The organism is Variovorax sp. ISS6, from assembly GCF_056523145.1.
The window spans coordinates 6,114,764-6,133,004 of record NZ_JAWRZC010000001.1 but is presented as its reverse complement, the minus strand read 5'-3'; the positions used below and the strand labels follow the sequence as shown (position 1 = coordinate 6,133,004).

General features: G+C 70.8%; 16 protein-coding genes. 6 read left to right on the top strand and 10 right to left on the bottom strand.

Annotation, left to right across the window (positions count from 1 at the left end):
* Nucleotides 1-738 carry a GNAT family N-acetyltransferase gene (locus AC1HIL_RS28255; protein WP_479670555.1) on the bottom strand — a complete coding sequence of 246 codons (738 nt, stop codon included), beginning with the start codon at nucleotides 736-738 and terminating at the stop codon, nucleotides 1-3.
* A 103-nt stretch (nucleotides 739-841) separates the two neighbouring features.
* On the opposite strand from AC1HIL_RS28255, the gene pdxR reads away from it, so the two are divergent.
* A complete protein-coding gene (gene pdxR, locus AC1HIL_RS28250) occupies nucleotides 842-2,338 on the top strand; it encodes a MocR-like pyridoxine biosynthesis transcription factor PdxR (RefSeq protein WP_479670554.1) in 1,497 nt (498 codons plus the stop codon).
* Here the strand turns inward: pdxR and AC1HIL_RS28245 are convergent, their stop codons facing one another.
* The 4 genes from AC1HIL_RS28245 to AC1HIL_RS28230 all read right to left on the bottom strand — a co-directional run bounded on the left by AC1HIL_RS28245 (nucleotide 2,339) and on the right by AC1HIL_RS28230 (nucleotide 6,364).
* The gene (locus AC1HIL_RS28245) at nucleotides 2,339-3,319 is read right to left on the bottom strand and encodes an ABC transporter substrate-binding protein (protein WP_479670553.1); all 981 of its coding nucleotides are present in this window, start codon (nucleotides 3,317-3,319) and stop codon (nucleotides 2,339-2,341) included.
* 13 nt (nucleotides 3,320-3,332) lie between these two features.
* Complete coding sequence (locus AC1HIL_RS28240) at nucleotides 3,333-4,334, bottom strand: ABC transporter substrate-binding protein (RefSeq protein ID WP_479670552.1); 1,002 nt, start codon at nucleotides 4,332-4,334, stop codon at nucleotides 3,333-3,335.
* Between the two features lie 25 nt (nucleotides 4,335-4,359).
* Nucleotides 4,360-5,181 (bottom strand): class II aldolase/adducin family protein, encoded by an 822-nt coding sequence (locus AC1HIL_RS28235; RefSeq protein ID WP_479670551.1) that lies wholly within the window; start codon nucleotides 5,179-5,181, stop codon nucleotides 4,360-4,362.
* Between the two features lie 61 nt (nucleotides 5,182-5,242).
* Nucleotides 5,243-6,364, bottom strand: a complete 1,122-nt coding sequence (locus tag AC1HIL_RS28230; RefSeq protein ID WP_479670550.1) for an LLM class flavin-dependent oxidoreductase — start codon at nucleotides 6,362-6,364, stop codon at nucleotides 5,243-5,245.
* 141 nt (nucleotides 6,365-6,505) lie between these two features.
* Here AC1HIL_RS28230 and AC1HIL_RS28225 point away from each other — a divergent pair, with 141 nt between their 5' ends.
* The 5 genes from AC1HIL_RS28225 (at nucleotide 6,506) to AC1HIL_RS28205 (ending at nucleotide 12,769) form a co-directional block, all read left to right on the top strand.
* Nucleotides 6,506-7,741, top strand: a complete 1,236-nt coding sequence (locus tag AC1HIL_RS28225) for an acyl-CoA dehydrogenase family protein (RefSeq protein ID WP_479670549.1) — start codon at nucleotides 6,506-6,508, stop codon at nucleotides 7,739-7,741.
* Nucleotides 7,738-8,718, top strand: coding sequence for an ABC transporter substrate-binding protein (locus tag AC1HIL_RS28220; RefSeq protein WP_479670548.1), 981 nt, complete (start codon nucleotides 7,738-7,740; stop codon nucleotides 8,716-8,718). The genes AC1HIL_RS28225 and AC1HIL_RS28220 overlap by 4 nt, the downstream gene beginning before the upstream one ends.
* Nucleotides 8,715-9,347, top strand: a complete 633-nt coding sequence (locus AC1HIL_RS28215; RefSeq protein WP_479670547.1) for a cysteine dioxygenase family protein — start codon at nucleotides 8,715-8,717, stop codon at nucleotides 9,345-9,347. The genes AC1HIL_RS28220 and AC1HIL_RS28215 overlap by 4 nt, the downstream gene beginning before the upstream one ends.
* Nucleotides 9,344-10,993: a rhodanese-related sulfurtransferase gene (locus tag AC1HIL_RS28210; protein WP_479670546.1), complete on the top strand. Its 1,650-nt coding sequence runs from the start codon at nucleotides 9,344-9,346 to the stop codon at nucleotides 10,991-10,993. Before AC1HIL_RS28215 ends, AC1HIL_RS28210 begins: the two co-directional genes overlap by 4 nt.
* Before the next feature lie 645 nt (nucleotides 10,994-11,638).
* Nucleotides 11,639-12,769, top strand: coding sequence for an IS481 family transposase (locus AC1HIL_RS28205; RefSeq protein WP_413762712.1), 1,131 nt, complete (start codon nucleotides 11,639-11,641; stop codon nucleotides 12,767-12,769).
* 128 nt (nucleotides 12,770-12,897) lie between these two features.
* Here AC1HIL_RS28205 and AC1HIL_RS28200 read toward each other — a convergent pair whose 3' ends face one another.
* From AC1HIL_RS28200 to AC1HIL_RS28180, 5 genes are all read right to left on the bottom strand, one after another.
* Nucleotides 12,898-14,559 carry a Na/Pi cotransporter family protein gene (locus tag AC1HIL_RS28200; protein WP_057595041.1) on the bottom strand — a complete coding sequence of 554 codons (1,662 nt, stop codon included), beginning with the start codon at nucleotides 14,557-14,559 and terminating at the stop codon, nucleotides 12,898-12,900.
* 93 nt (nucleotides 14,560-14,652) lie between these two features.
* Entirely contained in the window at nucleotides 14,653-15,516 is an 864-nt protein-coding gene (locus AC1HIL_RS28195) for a phosphodiesterase (protein WP_296741004.1), read from the bottom strand.
* On the bottom strand, nucleotides 15,513-16,586 hold the full coding sequence (locus tag AC1HIL_RS28190; protein WP_479670545.1) for an ABC transporter ATP-binding protein: 1,074 nt from the start codon (nucleotides 16,584-16,586) through the stop codon (nucleotides 15,513-15,515). The genes AC1HIL_RS28195 and AC1HIL_RS28190 overlap by 4 nt, the downstream gene beginning before the upstream one ends.
* On the bottom strand, nucleotides 16,576-17,376 hold the full coding sequence (locus tag AC1HIL_RS28185; protein WP_479670544.1) for an ABC transporter permease: 801 nt from the start codon (nucleotides 17,374-17,376) through the stop codon (nucleotides 16,576-16,578). Before AC1HIL_RS28185 ends, AC1HIL_RS28190 begins: the two co-directional genes overlap by 11 nt.
* 7 nt (nucleotides 17,377-17,383) lie before the next feature.
* On the bottom strand, nucleotides 17,384-18,235 hold the full coding sequence (locus tag AC1HIL_RS28180; RefSeq protein ID WP_412179952.1) for an ABC transporter permease: 852 nt from the start codon (nucleotides 18,233-18,235) through the stop codon (nucleotides 17,384-17,386).
* Nucleotides 18,236-18,241: the final 6 nt, after the last annotated feature.

Below are 18,241 nucleotides of genomic sequence, written 5' to 3'. Positions count from 1 at the left end.
TCAGGCCGCGGCTGCGCGCACCTGTTCGAGCGACCGACGCTGCCTGCCGTCGGCATCGAAGTTGGCGGGCGAGAGCCATTGCTCGAAGCCCGCGCGCAGCGCCGGCCATTCGCCGTCGACGATCGAGAACCAGGCCGTGTCGCGCGTGCGACCCTTGTAGACGATCGCCTGGCGGAACACGCCCTCGAACTGGAAGCCCAGGCGCTGCGCCGCCTTCTTCGAGGGCGCGTTGAAGTTGTCGCACTTCCATTCGTAGCGCCGGTAGCCGAGTTCGTCGAAGGCCAGCTGCATCAGCAGGTACTGGGCCTCGGTCGACAGCGGCGTGCGCTTGAGCAGCGGCGAGAAGGTCACGTGGCCGACCTCCATCACGCCATGGTTGGGCTCGATGCGCATCAGCGCGAGGCTGCCCACGGCGCGGCCCGTGGCCTTGTCGATCACCGCGAAGTGCATCGGGTCCGCGCTCTGCGCGAGCAGCTCCACGTAGGCACGCGCGCTCGCGGCGTCGGGCGCGCGCTCCACCGAGAGGTAGGTCCAGTCGCGGCCGTCGGGTGCCAGCGCATGGGCGGCATGCAGGTCGGCCGCGTGGCGCTCGGCCGACAAGGGTTCGAGCCGGCACAGTCGGCCTTCGATGGGCGTGCGCGGCGGCTTCGGGCGCGGCGACCAGCCGGGCAGGGCGGCGCCGATGGTCTGGCCGAACTGGTTGGTGCGCGGCGCGAGCGAGGGGTGGGAGGCGGGCATGAGGGGCTCTCTTTCGATGACGACAGGCGTTACAGTACGTCCGTCGTGGCGCCACGAAAAGCGCCACGCCATGCGAATTTCATGGTGCCACGAGCAACACCCGATGACCGATGCCGCCGACCCCTTCGCCACCCTGTCCGACCCCGTGCGCCGCGCGCTGCTCGAGGCACCGCTGGCGCGCGAGCGCGAGGCCGGCTCGATGCAGCGCCAGCTCCACGAGCGCCTGAAGCGCGCCATCCTCGACGGCCGGCTCGCACCCGGCACGCGATTGCCCGGTTCGCGCGCGCTGGCCGAGGCGCTCGCGGTGTCGCGCAACACCGTCACGGCCACCTACGAGCATCTCGCGGCCGAGGGCTACCTGCGGCCCGACCGCCAGGGCACGCGCGTGATGGAGCTGGCCGCGCCCGCGCCGCCGCGGCGCGGCCCGCGCGCGCCGGCCGTGCCCGCCACCGCGGGCCGGCTCGCGCGCATCCATCCCATGGGAAGCCGCGCCGAGCCCGAACTCGCGCTGCGCCCCGGCGTGCCCGCGCTGTCGCACTTCCCGATCGCGGCCTGGCGCGGCGCGCTCGACCGCGCGCTGCGCGGTGCCGGCCACGCCGCGCTCGGCTATGGCAATCCCTTCGGCGAGCCCGCGCTGCGCGCCGCCATCGCGCAGCACCTGGGCTTGGCGCGCGGCGTGCGCTGCACGGCCGAGCAGGTGGTGATCGCCGAAGGCGCGCAGGAGGCCATCGCGCTGTGCGTGCGCCTGCTCACCGACCCGGGCGACACCGCCTGGGTCGAGGACCCCGGCTACCGCGGCGCCAAGTCCGCGATGCACGCGGGCGACCTGCGCATCGTGCCGATGCCGGTCGATGCCGGCGGCCTGCGCGCGAGCGAGGAGGACTGGCGGCTGCAAACGCCGCGGCTGGTCTATGCCACGCCCTCGCACCAGTACCCCTCGGGCGTGGTGCTCGGCATCGCGCGGCGGCTCGCGCTGATCGCGCAGGCGCGCGCGCACGGCGCGTGGATCATCGAGGACGACTACGACAGCGAGTTTCGCCACACCGGCGATCCCATCGCCGCCATGCAGGGGCTGGTGCCGCAGGCGCCGGTGCTCTACGTGGGCACCTTCAGCAAGACCATGTTCCCCTCGCTGCGGCTGGGCTTCCTGGTGCTGCCCGAGGACCTGCTGGCCACCGTGCGCGCGCCGCTCGAGGAGATGCTGCGCGGCGGCCATCGCCACGAGCAGCTCGCGCTGGCCGACTTCATCGAGAGCGGTCAGTTCAGCCGCCACCTGGGCCGCATGCGGCGCCTGTACCGCGAGCGCCAGCAGGCCCTGCGCGCCGCGCTCGAGCGCCACTTCAGGCTGCCGCACACCATCGACGGCGGCCACTGCGGCATGCATCTCACCCTGCGCCTGCCCGCGCGCTTCGACGACCGCCGCATCGCCGCCGAGGCGCGGCGCCACCGCATGGCGCCGATGCCGCTGTCGGCCGCCGCGATCCGGCCCGGGCGGGACTGCAACGGGCTGGTGCTGGGCTACGGCAACACCTCGGCCGAGCTGTTCGAGCCGATGGCGAAGCGGCTGGCGCAGCTGGCGCGCGCGGTGGATGCCGGTTAGCTAGGCTGCGATGCCGATCCCGAAGCCGGTATCGAAGGTGGTCTTCACGTCGAGCCCCTGCTTGATCAGCCCCACCTGCCGATAGAAGTCCGCCGTGCCCTGCTGGTCGGCGATCACCTGCGCGTCGATCGGCACCCACTTCTGCTGGCGCCGCTCGAACTGCAGCCTGGCGGCCTCGGGCGGGATGCCGATGATGCGCGCGAGCGTGGCCGAGAATGCATCGACGTTGCGATAGGACCATTGCTGCGCGCGCACCACGCGCTGCAGGAAGTCCTGCAGCACCGGCCGCTTGGCGGCGATCGCCGCGTCGGTGGCCGCGAGATAGCTCAGGCCCGGCAGCAGGCCGCGGCCGCTCGCGAGCACGCGCGCATGGCCGCTGGTCTCGGCCAGCGCGGTGTAGGGCTCCCAGGTGGCCCAGGCATCGACCGAGCCCTGCGTGAGCGCGAGCTTGGCGTCGGCCGGCGCGAGGAAGCGCAGGTTGATGTCCTCGGGCTTCAGCCCGGCCGCGACGATGGCCTTGAGCGTCACGTAGTGGCCGATGGAGCCGCGGTTGGTGGCCACGCTCTTGCCCTTGAGCTCGGCCGCGCCCTTGAGCGGCGAATCGGGCCGCACCAGCACGGCCGTGCCGTAGGAGTCGGAGCGGTTGGCGCCGATCGCCTTCACGCGCGTGCCGGCCGCGAGCGCGAAGATCAGCGGCGCATCGCCGATCGGGCCCGAATCGACGGCGCCCGCGTTCAAGGCCTCGGCCAGCGGCGCGGCGGCCGGGAATTCCGACCACTGGATGTCGTACGAGAGGCCCTCGAGCCCGCCCGCGGCCTCGAGCAGCGCGCGCAGGCCGCCCTTCTGGTCGCCGGCCTTGAGCAGCGGACGCGCCTGGGCGCGGGCCTGCAGCGCGAAGGCGGGCAGGGCGGCGATGGTCGCGGCGGCGCCGCCCTGGGCGATGAAGCGGCGGCGGCTGGCGGATGGCATGCGGTTCGTCATGGCGTGACCGTGCTCAGGCCAGCGGGTCGTACGACACGTGGTCCGCGAAGCGCGCCGGGTCGGTGCTCTTCTTGAGCACGCCCACGTTGCGGAAGTCGGCCGCGTAGAAGGCGACCTCGTCGCGCAGGCTGCGGCCCAGCGGATGGTGCGCATGCGTGAGCGTGCCCAGCAGCGCGCGCAGGTCCTCCACCGGCACCTTGGGCGAGTACTTGGCGAACAGCTTGGCCGATTCGTTCGGGTTCTCGGCCACGTAGTCCGAGGCCTGCGCGATGGCGCGCACCAGCCCGGCCACGGTGGCCTTGTCCTTGCGCACCAGCTCGCCGCGCGCGCCGACGATGCAGCAGACCTTGTCCTTGTACTCGCCCGTGAGGTTGCTCGCGATCTCGACGAACGCACCCTTGTTGCGCTTCTCGATCAGGTAGACGTTCGGGTCGCCGTCGGCGATGGCGTGGATCTCGCCCTTCTGCACCGCGAGGTCGAGCAGGTCGGCCGGGTACTGGCGCCAGGTCACGTCGCGCTCGGCGTCGATGCCGTTCTTGGCGAGCAGGATCGAGAAGAAGTTCTTGCCCGGGCTCGTGATGTCCGACACGCCGATGATCTTGCCCTTGAGGCTCGCGAGGCTGGTGGCGCCCGCGGCCCTGGCGCCCACCAGGCGCACGCAGCCGCCGTGCGAGCTGCCGACGATCTTCACGTCGAAGCCCGACTCCAGCGGCTTGAGCCAGCGGTGGATCATGCCCACCGCCGCGTCGGCCTTGGCCGTGGCCAGCGATTCGAGCAACTGGTCGGTCGAGCCGGTGTAGTTGATCAGCTCGACCTGCAGGCCGTTGCGTTCGAAGTAGCCGCGCTCCTGCGCCACCACCACCGGCGAGAGGCAGAAGGCCGCGGCGTTCCAGGCGAAGGTCAGCTTGCGCGTGGACTGCGAGAAGGCCTGCGAGGCGATCAGGCCGCCCGAGGCGACCACGGCGGCGGCGCCGCCGGCACGCAGGAGGCGGCGGCGGGAGAGGGATGCGTTCATCGGCGGTTCCAGGAGAAAGAAGGAGTCAGTCCAGCAGCTCGGGCTCGGCCTCGACCAGCCCCTGGTAGAGGCTGTCGAAGGAATGGATCGCGCCCTCGGGCCCGCCGATCTGGCCGTGCGTGTGGCGCGCCGTGGCTTCGTCGATCGGTTGCGGCGTGCCGGCGGCCTCGGCCAGCAGCTGCGTGTGGCAGGCGTTGTCGAGCGCGATGTACCACCAGGCCGCGGCCTCCACCGTCGGGCCGGCGGTCAGGATGCCGTGGTTCTTGAGGATCGCGCCCTTCCTGTCGCCCAGCGCCTGCGCGATGCGCTCGCCCTCGCTGGTGTCGACCACCATGCCGGTGAAGTCGTCGAACAGCGCCACGTCGTCGTGGAACACGCAACTGTCCTGCGTCAGCGTGTCGAGCTTGCGGCCCAGGGTCGACCAGGCCTTGCCGTAGGTCGAGTGGGTGTGGGCGGCCGCGACGATCTTGGGGTTGTGCTCGTGGATCGCCGCGTGGATCGCGAAGGCCGCCTTGTTGAGCGGGCGGTCGCCGATCACGGTCTCGCCCCTGGCATTGACCAGCAGCAGGTCGGAGACCTTGATGCGCGAGAAGTGGATGCCCAGCGGGTTGACCCAGAAGTGGTCGGCCAGCTCGGGATCGCGCGCGGTGATGTGGCCGGCCAGGCCCTGTGCGAAGCCGAAGCGCGCGAACAGGCGGAAGGCGCCCGCCAGGCGCTCCTGGCGGTGGCGGCGCTCGGCCTGCACGCTGGTGCGCGGCGGGATCGGGTCGAACCAGTACTTCTGCGTCGGCACCGGGTTGAGCTTCAGGGCCGAGGCGTTGCGGTCGATGGAAAGAACGGCGCTCATGGGGATGTCCTTTTGGGTATTTGTTCCTTCCCCCTCTGGGGGAGGGAGGAAGGCAGGGTGGTCAGGCGGCCTTGCGGACCGAGGCCGCGCGCTGCGCCACCAGTTCGCGCGTGCGCGGGATCAGTTCGCGCCCGTAGTCGGCCGCGTCCTCCAGCGGATCGAAGCCGCGGATCAGGAAGGTGGTCACGCCGAGGTCGTAGTAGTCGAGCAGCGCATCGGCGACCTGCTCGGGCGTGCCGACCAGCGCGGTGCTGTTGGAGCGCCCGCCGATCTCCTGCGCGACCGCGGTCCACAGCCGCTTGTCGAGCCGCGTGCCCTGTCCGGCCGCGGCCAGCAGGCGCCTGGCGCCCTCGCTCTGCTGCGGGCCGCCGCGGTTGTAGCCCTGCACCACGCGCAGCCGCTTCGTCTCGGCCAGGATGTGGTCGGCGCGGGCCCAGGCCTGCTCCTCGGTCTCGGCCAGGATCGGGCGGAACGAGACCGAGAAGCGCACGCCGCGGCCGTGCTTGGCGGCTTCGGCGCGCACGCGGGTCGTGAGTTCGCGCGCCTGCTCGAGCGACTCGCCCCACAGCGCGTAGACGTCGGCGTACTTGCCGGCCACGGGGATCGCGGCTTCCGAGGCGCCGCCGAAATACACCGGCACGTGCGGGCGGCCGTTGCGCGTCTGCAGCGGCTTGACCTCCGAGAAGGCGTTGAGCGCGCGGTAGTGCGCGCCCTCGTGGTCGAAGGGCTTGTCGGCCTGCCAGACCTTGTGCAGCAGCTCGAGGTATTCGTCGGTGCGCGCATAGCGCTGGTCGTGGTCGAGCCAGTCGCCGTCGCGCTTCTGCTCGTCGTCGGAGCCGCCCGAGATGTAGTGCACCGCGAGCCGTCCGCCGCTGAACTGGTCGAGCGAGGCGAACTGGCGCGCCGCCAGCGTGGGCGCCACGAAGCCCGGGCGGTGCGCGAGCATGAAGTGGATGCGCTCGGTGACCGAGGCCGCGTAGGCCACGGTCAGCGTGGCATCGGGGCCGGTCGAGTGGTGCGGCACCAGCACGCGGTCGAAGCCGGCCTGCTCGTGCGCCTGGGCGAAGGCGCGCACGTAGTCGCGGTCGATCGCCGGGCCCTGGGCGGCATGGATCTCCGAGACCTTCTGGCCCTGGATCATGCCGATGAATTCGACGCCGTTGTCGGTGGGGTTCTGGCTCATGGTGTGTGTGCGATGGTGGGAGGGGCGGGACCACCGCGAAACTAACCAGCCGCGCCGCCGATGCGAACGCAGAAAAACGAGTTTGGATATGCGCGATGCGTCGTTTTCGCGCGCACTGGGGCTCGCTAACGTGCCGGGACCATGAGCGCCATCCCCCTGCGCCGGTCCGCGGCCGGCCTGAATTCCCGCGATTCCTCCGGCCTGCCCGACGCCGCGCTGCTGGCCAGCCTCACGGCGCGCTTCGCGAGCACCGCCGCCGACCACGACCGCAGCGGCGCCTTTCCCGCGCAGAACTTCGAGGCGCTGCAATCGCACGGCCTCATCGGACTGGTCGCGCCGAGCGCCTTCGGCGGCGGCGGCGCCACGCTCGCGTCGGCGCGGCAGGTGATCGCCGCAGTGGCGCGCGGCGAGCCCGCCACCGCGCTGATCCTCACCATGACCTACCTGCAGCACCATGGGCTGGCGCGCGGCGACAGCCGCTGGCCGCAGCACCTGCGCGAGCGCGTGGTGCGCGACGCGGTCGAGCATGGCGCGCTGATCAATGCGCTGCGCGTCGAGCCTGCGCTCGGCTCGCCCGCGCGCGGCGGCCTGCCCGCCACCGTGGCGCGCCGCGATGGCGAGGGCTGGCGCATCGACGGCCACAAGCTCTACACCACCGGCATCGAGGGCCTGGGCTGGCTCGCCGTGTGGGCCCGCACCGACGAGCCCGCGCCGCGCACCGGCGTGTTCCTGGTGCCGCGCCATGCCGAGGGCGTGCGCGTGATCGCGAGCTGGGACCACCTGGGCCTGCGCGCCTCGGGCAGCCACGAGGTGGTGTTCGAGAACGTCGCGATCCCGCTCGACCATGCGGTGGACCTGCGCGCGCCGGCCGACTGGGCGCCCGATGCCGGCAGCCAGACCGACATCGACGCCCAGGCCTCGCAGCAGGCCTGGATGGTGGTGCTGCTGGGCAGCCTGTACGACGCGGTCGCTCGTTCGGCGCGCGACTGGCTCGTGGGCTTCCTCAACCAGCGCGCGCCCGGGAGCCTGGGCGCGCCGCTCTCGAGCCTGCCGCGCGTGCAGGAGACGGTGGGAGAGATCGAGGCGCTGCTGCGCACCAGCCGCGTGCTGCTCGACGCGGCCAGCGAGGCCGTCGACGGCGGCCGCACGCCATCGGCGGTCGACAGCGGGCTGCTCAAGCACACCGTCACCGGCAACGCGGTGCGTGCCGTCGAGCTCGCGCTGCAGCTCACGGGCAACCATGGCCTCGCGCGCCAGAACCCGCTCGAGCGCCATTACCGCGACGTGCTGTGCAGCCGCATCCACACGCCGCAGAACGACGCGATCCTGGTCGGCGCGGGCAAGCGCGCGCTGCTGTCGACGGGAGCCGCCGCATGACCGACCTGCTGTTTTCCAAGGCATCGCGCCGCCGCTGGCTCCAGCAGGGCGCGGCGCTCTCCATCGCGGCCACGGCCTCGTTGCGCGGCTGGGCCCAGCCGCAGACTTCGCTGGTGCTCGGCGACCAGGCCGGTGGCCTGCGCTCGCTGTTCGAGGCCTCGAAGGCACTCGAGGGCGCGCCCTTCGCCTACCGCTGGGCCAATTTCCAGGGCGCCGCGCCGCTGTTCGAGGCGCAGCGCAGCGCGGCGGTCGACACCGCGATGGCCGGCGACCTGCCGGTGCTCGCCGCGGCCGTCGGCAGGACGCCGCTGAAGATCGTCGCCACGCGCGTCGGCAAGGCCGACTCGCTCGGCATCGTGGTGCAGCCCGATTCGAAGCTGCGCAGCGTGGCCGAGCTGCGCGGCCAGACCGTGGTCGTCTCGTCGGCGCGCGGCAGCATCTCGCAGTACCAGCTCTACGGCGCGCTCGAGGAGGCCGGCGTGCGGCGCGACGAGGTCACGGTGAAGTTCGTGCTGCCGACCGATGCGGCGGCCGCCTTCGCCTCGCGCCAGATCGACGCCTGGGCCATCTTCGATCCCTACTACACGATCGCGCTGCAGCAGGGCGGGCGCATCCTGCGCGACGGCCGCGGCATCAACACCGCGCTGGGCTTCATCACCGCCAGCGAACCTTCGCTGGCCGATCCCGCCAAGCGCGCCGCCATCGTGCAGTTCCTCGACCGGCTGGGCCGCGCGGGCGACTGGGCGCTGGCCAATCCCGAGGCCTACGCGCAGGCCTACAGCCAGCTCACGCGGCTGCCGATCGAATCGGCCCGGCTCATCACCGCGCGCGCCTCGGTGGCCGCGCGGCCGGTGAGCGAAGCCGACATCGTGGCGCTGCAGGCCGTGGCCGACCGCTCCGCGCGCGACGGCATCCTGCCGGTGCGCGTCGACGTGCGCGCGATCTCCGACACCCAGCTCTGGAAGCGCGCGGCGTGAGCGCCGCCGTTCCCGCATCGATCACGCCGCTGCGCGAGTTCGTGGTCGATTTCGGCCGCCTGCTCGACGGCCGGCCCGACGAGCGCGCCATCCTCGCCGAGGGCGGTGCGCTGCTGCGCCGGCTGGTGGCGCGCGACGACTGGCTGCCCGAGGCCTTCGCGCAGCCCGACCCCGCGCGCTACCAGCAGTTCCTGCTGCATGCCGACAGCACCGAGCGCTTCTCGGTCGTGAGCTTCGTCTGGGGACCGGGCCAGGCCACGCCGGTGCACGACCACACCGTGTGGGGCCTGATCGGCATGCTGCGCGGCGCCGAGTACAGCCAGCCCCATGCCTTCGGCGAGGACGGCCAGGCGCGGCCCGTGGGCGATGCGGTGCGGCTCGACGAAGGCGATGTCGAGGCCGTGTCGCCCACCGTCGGCGACCTGCACCGCGTGCACAACGCGCATGCGGACCGCGTGTCGATCAGTATCCATGTCTATGGCGCCAACATCGGCGCGGTGCGGCGGCATACTTACCCGGCCGAGGGCGGGCGCAAGCCCTTTGTCTCGGGCTACACCAACACGCTGCTGCCCAATCTCTGGGACCGGTCCGCCGAACTCCGGGCGGTCCCGCCCGCCACCACGCCATGACCGACGCCACGCTCCAAGCCACCTCCGCCTTCCCCGTCCTCTCGTTCGCCGCCGTGCGCGAACGCCTGCTCACGCCCGGCGCCGAGATCGCGCTGCTCGACGTGCGCGAGGAAGACCCCTTCGCCCAGGCCCATCCGCTGTGGGCCGCGAACCTGCCGCTGTCGCGCATCGAGATCGAGGCCTGGCGCCGCATCCCGCGCCGCGACACCTTGATCGTGCTGTTCGGCGAGCACCGCGGCACCGACCTCGCGCCGCTGGCCGCGCGGCGGCTCGCCGGCCTCGGCTACACCCGGGTGCACCTGCTTGAGGGCGGCCTCGAGGGCTGGCGCGCGGCCGGCGGCGAGCTGTTCCGCGACGTCAACGTGCCGAGCAAATCGTTCGGCGAACTGGTCGAGCACGAGCGCCACACGCCCTCGCTCTCGGCGCCCGAGGTGAAGGCGCTGATCGACGAGCGCGCCAACGTGGTCGTGCTCGACGCGCGCCGCTTCGACGAATACCAGACCATGAGCATCCCGGGCGCCACCAGCGTGCCGGGCGCCGAACTGGTGCTGCGCGTGCGCGAGCTCGCACCCGATCCGGCCACGCGCGTGATCGTCAATTGCGCGGGGCGCACGCGCAGCATCATCGGTACGCAGTCGCTGGTGAATGCCGGCATTCCCAATCCCGTGGCCGCGCTGCGCAACGGCACGATCGGGTGGAAGCTCGCGGGGCAGGTGCTCGACCATGGGGCGGTGCGGCGTGCGCCCGAGGCGGTGAGCGATGCGCATCGTTCGCAGGCGCGTGCCGATGCGCGGCGCGTGGCGGAGAAGGCGGGGGTGCGGTGGGTGGCCGTCGATGCCGTGGACGCGCTCGAGGAGGCGGGGCGGACGGTCTATCGCTTCGATGTGCGCACGCCCGAGGAATACGCGGCGGGTCATCTTCCCGGCTTTGCCGGCGCGCCCGGCGGGCAGCTGGTGCAGGAGACGGATCACCAGGTGCCGGTGCGGCATGCGCGGATCGTGCTGGCGGATGACGATGGGGTGCGGGCTTCGATGTCTGCGTCCTGGCTGGCACAGATGGGGTGGGAGGTCTATGTGGTGGAGCCTGTGCCTGCTGCTGATGCGTTGAGCGAACGCGGTGCTCTGGCCGCTGTGTATCCGGAAGTGGCTCGGGCCGTTGGAGAGATCGAGCCGCTGGACCTGGCTCGGTTGCTCGACGGGGATGCTTCATCGACCGCGGTGATCGATGTGACGGCCAGTGCGAATTACGTGAAGCGGCATGTGCCGGGGGCGTGGTTTGCGATTCGGGCGCAGCTCTTGGATGCGGTGGCTGGCGTCATTCCTTTGGCTCGGCGCTATGTGCTGACTTGTGGGAGCAGTTTGCTGGCTCGGTATGCGGCTTCGGATCTGAGGGAGTGGCTCGATTCGCGTGGGGAGCTGGATGTGGAAGTGCTCGTGCTACGTGGCGGGAATGCGGCCTGGTTTTCTGCCGGGCTGCCTTCCGAGGCTGGTGAGACTCGCCTGGGTAGTGAGAGGACTGATCGGTATCGGAGGCCTTATGAAGGGACCTCGGCTTCCGTGGAGGCTATGCAGGGGTATCTGGATTGGGAGTTTGGGCTGGTCGAGCAGTTGGGGCGGGATGGGACGCATCGGTTTGTCGTGGTCTGAATTTGGGGTGGCTTTTTGCTGAGGCTGTTGGCCGGGACTCGCCCCGGCGGGCGACTCACTTTTCTTGTCTCGCCAAGAAAAGTAAGCAAAAGAAGGCGCCCCCACTGTCTGCGACCCTCCGCTTCGCTCCGGGCAACCTGCGGTGCTCGCTTTTCGCGGGGTCTCGCAGAAAGAACTCGCTTCGCTCAAACAGCTGCGAGCCCTGATCCGCGAAACGCTGCGCTCCTCGGCGCAGCCAGAGGGGGTGGAGCGGGCCATCGCTACGCTAGGCCGAGCAAGCCCAACGGGCCTTCGCGTTGCTCGGCCTGGGTGAAAGATCCAAGGCTTACGCACCCGCACACCCCACACACAAGGACGCGCCATGGCGCGTTGACCCTAGTCCCCTCTGGCTGTGCCGAGGAGCGCAGGAGAAAGCGGGATCAGGGCCGCAGCTGTCTGAGCGCAACGAAGTGGAGCGAGTTCTGCGGACCCCCGCTTTCTCCGAGCACCGCAGGTTGCCCGCAGCGAAGCGGAGGGACACAGACAGCGGGGTCGCCTTTCTTTGCTTACTTTCTTTGGCGAGATGTATGGACCGGGCACATGGTGGACAGGTGTGCGAGGACATGGTGGACACCATCGGGCGTATCGCCCGATCGGAAGACGACCATGCCCTGGAGCACCCGAGACACCATGAGCCTGAGAGAAGAGTTCGTTGCCCTGGCACGCCAGGAAGGCGCCAACCGGCGTGAGCTGTGCCGGCGTTTCGGCATCAGCCCACAGACCGGCTACAAATGGCTCGCACGCAGCGCTACGCTGGGTGCCGCCGGCCTGGGCGATGCCAGTCGCCGCCCGCACCACAGCCCCGGCGAGACCTCGCCCGAACTTCAACAATCCATCGTCTCGCTGCGCCAGCAGCACCCTGCCTGGGGCGCACGCAAGCTCGCACGGCGCCTGAGCGACCTCGGACAGGGTTGCCTGGCTCCGAGCACCGTCAACTCCATCCTCAAGCGCCACGGCCTCATCAGCGCCCAGGCCAGCAGTGCGGCCACCGCCTGGCAGCGCTTCGAGCACGAGGCGCCCAACAGCCTCTGGCAGATCGACTTCAAGGGCTACGTGTCCACCGCAGCGGGGCCCTGCCATCCGCTGACGCTGCTGGACGACCACTCTCGCTACAACCTGGCCCTGCGCGCCTGTGCCCGCCAGCAAACGGCCAGCGTGAAGGAGCAGTTGCAGGACGTCTTCTCCCGCTACGGTCTGCCGGTGCGCATCAATGCGGACAACGGCGCACCCTGGGGCAGTCCGCGCGAGCCGGGCCAGCTCAGCGAACTCGCGCTGTGGCTCATCCGCCTGGGCGTGCGGGTGAGCTTCAGCAGCCCCTATCACCCGCAGACCAACGGCAAGGACGAGCGCTTCCATCGCAGCCTGAAGGCGGAGTTGCTGGCCGGGCGCAGCTTCCAGGATCTGGCGCAGGCACAGCAGCAGTTCGATCGCTGGAGGCGTATCTACAACCATGAGCGCCCGCACCAGGCGCTGGGCATGAACACCCCGGCGAGCCGGTATCGCGCCAGCGAGAGGGCCTATCCGAGGACGCTGCCACCGCTCGAGTACGGCCCGAACGACACGGTGGTGAAGGTCGGCTGGCTGGGGGAGGTGCGCTTCAAGAGCAAGCGCTTCAAGGTGTCCGCAGCACTCAAGGACCACGAGATCGCGCTGCGCGCGCAGCCCGGGCGAGAGGGCTGCTACGACGTCTACTTCGTGCACCACAAGCTGCGCGAGATCGACCTGCGCGAGGCCTGAGCCACCATGCAGAATGTGTCCACCATGTCCTCGCACACCTGTCCACCATGTGCCCGGTCCATACAGCGAGACAAAGAAAGTAAGTCGCCCGCCGGGGCGAGACCCGGCCTACTGCCTAAAAAAGACCATTACCCCTCGATCTTCCCCAACCGAGACTCCTTCAGCCGAGAAGGCGCCAAAGCCCCAGCCGACTCCAAGATCGGATAAGCAATGGAACAGATATGCGAATTGATCCGCTTCAAATCGCTGATCAGATCGATATGCAATGAACTCGTCTCGATGCTCAACGTCGTCCGATCCGACAACCGATCCAGGTGCGTCGTCGCATAAGCCCGCTCCAGATCCCGAAACCGAGCCTTCTCCTCGAGCAGCTTCTGCGCATCCCGAACATTCCCGTTCAGGAACACGCTCATCGACAGCCGCAGATTCGCCACCAGCCGCCCGTGCAGCTCGACGATCTCCGCCATCCCCGCTTCCGAGAAGTTGCGCTGCGGCTTGATCTTCTTGTCCTCCACGTCCTGGATCACCCGCTCGATGATGTCGCCGATCTGCTCCATGTTGATCGTGAAGCTGATGATGTCGGTCCAGCGCCGGCTCTCCTCCTCGCCGAGGGCCTCGCGCGAGATGCGCGTCATGTAGTACTTGATCGCCGAATAGAGCTCGTCCACCGTGTCGTCGAGCTGGCGCAGCTCCTGCGCCAGCTTGAGGTCGTTGCGGCGGATCACGTCGAGCACGCCGATCAGCATCGTCTCCACGATGTCGGCCTGGTGCAGCGCCTCGCGCGCGGCATTGGAGATCGCGAGCGTCGGCGTCGACAGCGCCGAGGGATCGAGGTGGTGCGGCCGCAGCGAAGCCGCCGAGGGCGCGGGCTCGGGCAGCATGCGCGTCACCAGCTTCGCCACCGTCTGCGTGAGGCCGATGAAGCCGATGCTGATCACGATGTTGAAGGCCAGGTGGAACAGCACCACGCCATGCGTGGGCGTCGGCAGCTGCGGCTGCACGTAGCGCAGCCAGAGGCCGACGAAGGGCGCGACCACCGCCACGCCCAGGGCCTTGAACAGCAGGTTGCCGATGGTCACCTGGCGCACGGGGATCGCCGACTTGGCGGTGGTCAGCACCGCGAGCAGGCCGCTGCCGAGGTTGGCGCCGAGCACCAGGCCGAGCGCGACGTCGAGCGGCACCACGTTCGAATTGGCCATGGTCGCCACCAGCAGCACCACCGCGAGGCTCGAGTACGAGGCGATCGCGAGCACGGAGCCGATGGTGATCTCGAGCAGCACGTCGCTGTTGAGCGAGGCCAGCACCGCGCGCACCGCCTGCGAGGAGAACAGCGGCTCGGTGGCTTCGACCACCAGCTGGAGGGCCAGGAGCATCAGGCCCAGGCCGATGAAGACGCGGCCGATGCGGCCCGCCACGCTGGCCGGGCGGCTGATGAACAGCACCACGCCCACGAAGATGAACATCGGCGAGAGCCAGGACAGGTCGGCGGAGAACAGCACCGAGATCAGCGCCGTGCCCACGTCGGCGCCGCGCATCACGGCCAGCGCCGCGGGCAGGGTGATCAGGCCCTGGCCGACGAAGGAGGAGGTCATCAGCGAGGTGGCGGTGCTCGATTGCACGAGGGCCGTGACGCCGATGCCCGAGAGGGCGGCCGTGAATCGGTTGCGCATGCTCTGCACGAGGATCTTGCGCAGGTTGGCGCCGAACACGCGAAGAACGCCGGTGCGCACGAGGTGCGTGCCCCACACCAGCAGGGCGACGGCCGCCAGCAGGTTCAGAAGATGCTTCATGGGTGTCGGGCTTGATCCTTTCTTTTCGTTCTGTTTCGGTTTTGCGTCGACCCCCCATTCTCCACATGTGGCCGGAGCAGGCCAGCCTGGGTCCTAGTCGATCAACGCGCCGTTGTCGTGGAAGGGATACGGCCCCTCGAAATGCCCGGAGGCCGCGAGGTGCGTGACCAGCCGGCCGGTCGTGGGCGACCAGGCATGCACGCGGAAGCCCGGGGGCTCGAGCGTCCAGGCCGAGGCCGCGTCGGGCGCGAGGTCGAGGCAGACCTGGTGCGCGGGCGCGGGCGCGGTCGAGGCGAGGGTGCCGCCGAAGCGCACGTCGATGGCGCGGTGCAGGTGGCCGCAGATCACGCGTTCCACATTGGAATGACGCGCGATCAGGGCCTCGAGTTCCGCGGCGCCCTCGAGCAGGCCGATCTCGTCCATGTGGCCGATCAGGGTCTGGAACGGCGGATGGTGCATCGCGACCACCACCGGCTCGCGCCGGCTCTCGCCGAGCCGGGCCTCGAGCCAGGCCAGCCGCTTCTCGCACAGCGCGCCATGGCTGGCGCCGGGCACCACGGTGTCGAGCGCGATCAGCCGCAGCGGCCCGACGTTCAACGCGTACTGCACGAAGCCGTCGCTGTCGCCGCCGTCGCCGAGGTAGGCGTGGCCGGGGAAGCTGCGGCGCAGCTGGTCGCGGTCGTCGTGGTTGCCGGGCATCAGGTGGACGGGGATGCCCCGCGCCTCGAGCGGGGCCAGCAGGCGCGCGAGGTGCTCGTACTCGGCGGCGCGGCCGAAGTCGGTGAGGTCGCCGGTGATGACCACCGCGTCGGGCGCCTGCCGCAGCGCGAGCACCGACTGCACCGCGCGCGCGAGGTAGGGCGCGGTGTCGATGCGGCCATAGGCCAGCCGGCCCGGCTCGCGGATGTGCAGGTCGGTGAGCTGGACCAGGAAGGTGTCGTGGGTCGTGGCGGTCATGCGCGGGTGTCCTGCGGGCTCATCAATCGGTCGGGGTGGATGCGAAGGGCGACGGCATCGCCGATGCCGTAGGGCGTGTCGCGCGCGGTGTCGGCCAGCAGCATCCGTGGCTGGTCGGCCACGCGCAGCTGCAACTGCACGCGGTCGCCGAGGAAGGTGCGGCGCTCGACCGTGGCGGTGCCCCAGCCGGGCCGCGCGGGCTGCGCGGGGCCGACCTCGATGTCCTCGGGGCGCACCAGCAGCATGGCGCGGTCGCGCCAGGCGCCGGGGCAGGGCAGGGCGCTGCCGCCGAGCCGCACGACATCGTCGCGCAGCGCCTCGGGCGCGCGCTCGAGCCGGTTCACGCGGCCGAGGAACTCGGCCACGAAGGGATGGGAGGGCGCGCGGTAGAGGTCCTCGCCGCGGCCCACCTGCACGATGCGCCCGGCCTGCATCACGGCGAGCCGGTCGGCGATGGCCAGCGCCTCCTGCTGGTCGTGCGTGACGTGCACGGCGGTGATGTGCAGCCGCCGCAGCAGCTCGGCGAGCTCGTCGCGCAGCGACTCCTTGAGCTTGGCGTCGAGCGCGGCCAGCGGCTCGTCGAGCAGCAGCACGCGCGGGCGCACCGCCACCGCGCGCGCGAGCGCCACGCGCTGGCGCTGGCCGCCCGAGAGCTCGGCCGGGCGCTTGTTCTCGAGGCCGCCCAGGCGCACCAGGTCGACCAGTTCGCCGACGGCGCGCTGCTCCTCGGCGGGCGCCACGCCGCGGATGCGCAGGCCATAGCCGATGTTGGCCGCCACCGTCATCTGCGGGAACAGCGCGTAGCTCTGGAACACCATGCCCACGCCGCGCTGCTCGACCGGGCGCTGCGTCACGTCCTGGCCGCCGAAGGCGATGCGGCTGCCGGCGTCGGGCGTTTCCAGGCCCGCGATCAGCCGCAGCAGCGTGGTCTTGCCGCAGCCCGAGGGGCCGAGCAGCGCCAGCACCTCGCCGGCCTCCACCTGGAGGTCGGTGGGCTGCAGGCCGCGCGTGCCGTCGGCGTAGGTCTTCGCGCAGTGGGCGATGTCGATGGGGACGCGTTCAAGTTCCATGGCGTTTCTGGATCAGGTGGGCGAGGTACTGCAGGCCCCAGAGCACGGGGAGGATGACGGCGAAGAAGACCAGCGTGTAGGCCGAGCCGATCTCGATGCGCATCGAGGCATAGCTGTCGGCCAGGCCCACGGGCAGGGTGCGCGTGAGCGGGGTGTGCAGCATCCAGGTGAGGTTGAACTCGCCCACCGAGAGCGTGAACACCATCAGGCTGCTGGCCACGATGGCGGGGAACACGGCCGGCACCAGGATGCCCATGAAACGCTGGCGGAAGCTCGCGCCGAGCGTGCGCGCGGCCTCCTCGAGCGCGAGCAGCTCGTGGCGCTGGAAGGCCGAGCTCACGGTGCGCACCATGAAGGGCAGCGTGAACACGACGTGGCCGACCAGGATGAAGGCGAAGCTCTGGCGGAAGGCCGTGAGCTGGCCGTAGGCGAGGATCAGCGCGAGCGCGGTCGCTAGGCCCGGCACCGCGACCGGCAGGGTCAGAAGTTCCTCGAAGACATGGGCCGCGCGCGAGCGGCTGCGCGCCAGCGCATAGGCGCAGGGCACGCCGAGCAGCACGGTGCAGGCGACGCAGGCCGCGGCCAGCGCGAGCGACCAGCCGACGGTGCCGCCGTAGTTCTCCCACACCTCGCCGAGCCAGCGCAGGGTGAGGCCGCTCTTCAGGCCGGTGCTGTAGTTGTTGACCAGGCCGGCCATCACCGACAGCAGCATCGGCGCGATCATGAACAGGCTCACGACCAGCGTGATCGCGAGCAGGAAAGGGGCCTGGGGCCGGGTGTTCGTTCGCATGACGGCCTCAGCGTGCGACGGGGTTCGCGCCGAAGCGGCGCGCGGCGAACAGCACCAGCCAGGTCACGAGGCCGAGCGCGATCGACAGCGAGGCCGCGAGCGCGAAGTTCGCGTAGTTGGTGAACTCGTTGTAGATGGTGATCGGGATCACCTCGAACTTGCTCGCGAGCGTGAAGGCGGTGCCGAAGGCGCCCATCGAGGTCGCGAACAGGATCGCGCCGCAGGCCAGGGTGGTGGGGGCGAGCTCGGGCATCCACACGTCGCGCGCCACGCGCAGCCGCGAGGCGCCGAGCGAGCGCGCGGCCTCCTCGAGCTGCAGGTTCATGGCCTCGGCCGCGGCCGCGTAGGTGGCGATGGCGCGCGGCAGCGAGAAATACAGGTAGGCCAGGAACAGCCCGAGCAGGCCGTAGGCGAAGGTGATGCGCTCGCCGATGAGGGCATCGCTCAGGCTCGCCACCACGCCCTGGCGGCCGCCGAGCAGGATCACGAAGAAGCCGATGATCACGCCCGGAAAGGACAGCGGCAGCGTGAGCAGCGACAGCAGCACGCGCCGGCCCCGGAAGGCATGGCGCGCGAGGTAGATGCCCACCGCCGCGCCGAGCACCAGCGTGGCCAGCGTGACCGCCGCCGACAGCAGCACGGTGTTGGCCATGCTCTGCAGGTAGCGCGCGTCGGTCAGCACGGCGAAGTAGGTGGCCCAGCCCTTGTCGGCGGGCAGCGCGAGCAGCCGCACCACCGGCAGCAGCCAGAAGGCCGCGAAGAAGGCGGCCGCGGGCAGGGCGCAGGCCAGCAGCCGCCAGCGCGGGGTCCAGGCGCCGGCGGCGCCGTCCGGGGGCATGGTGGCGGTGGCCTGCGTCATCTCATG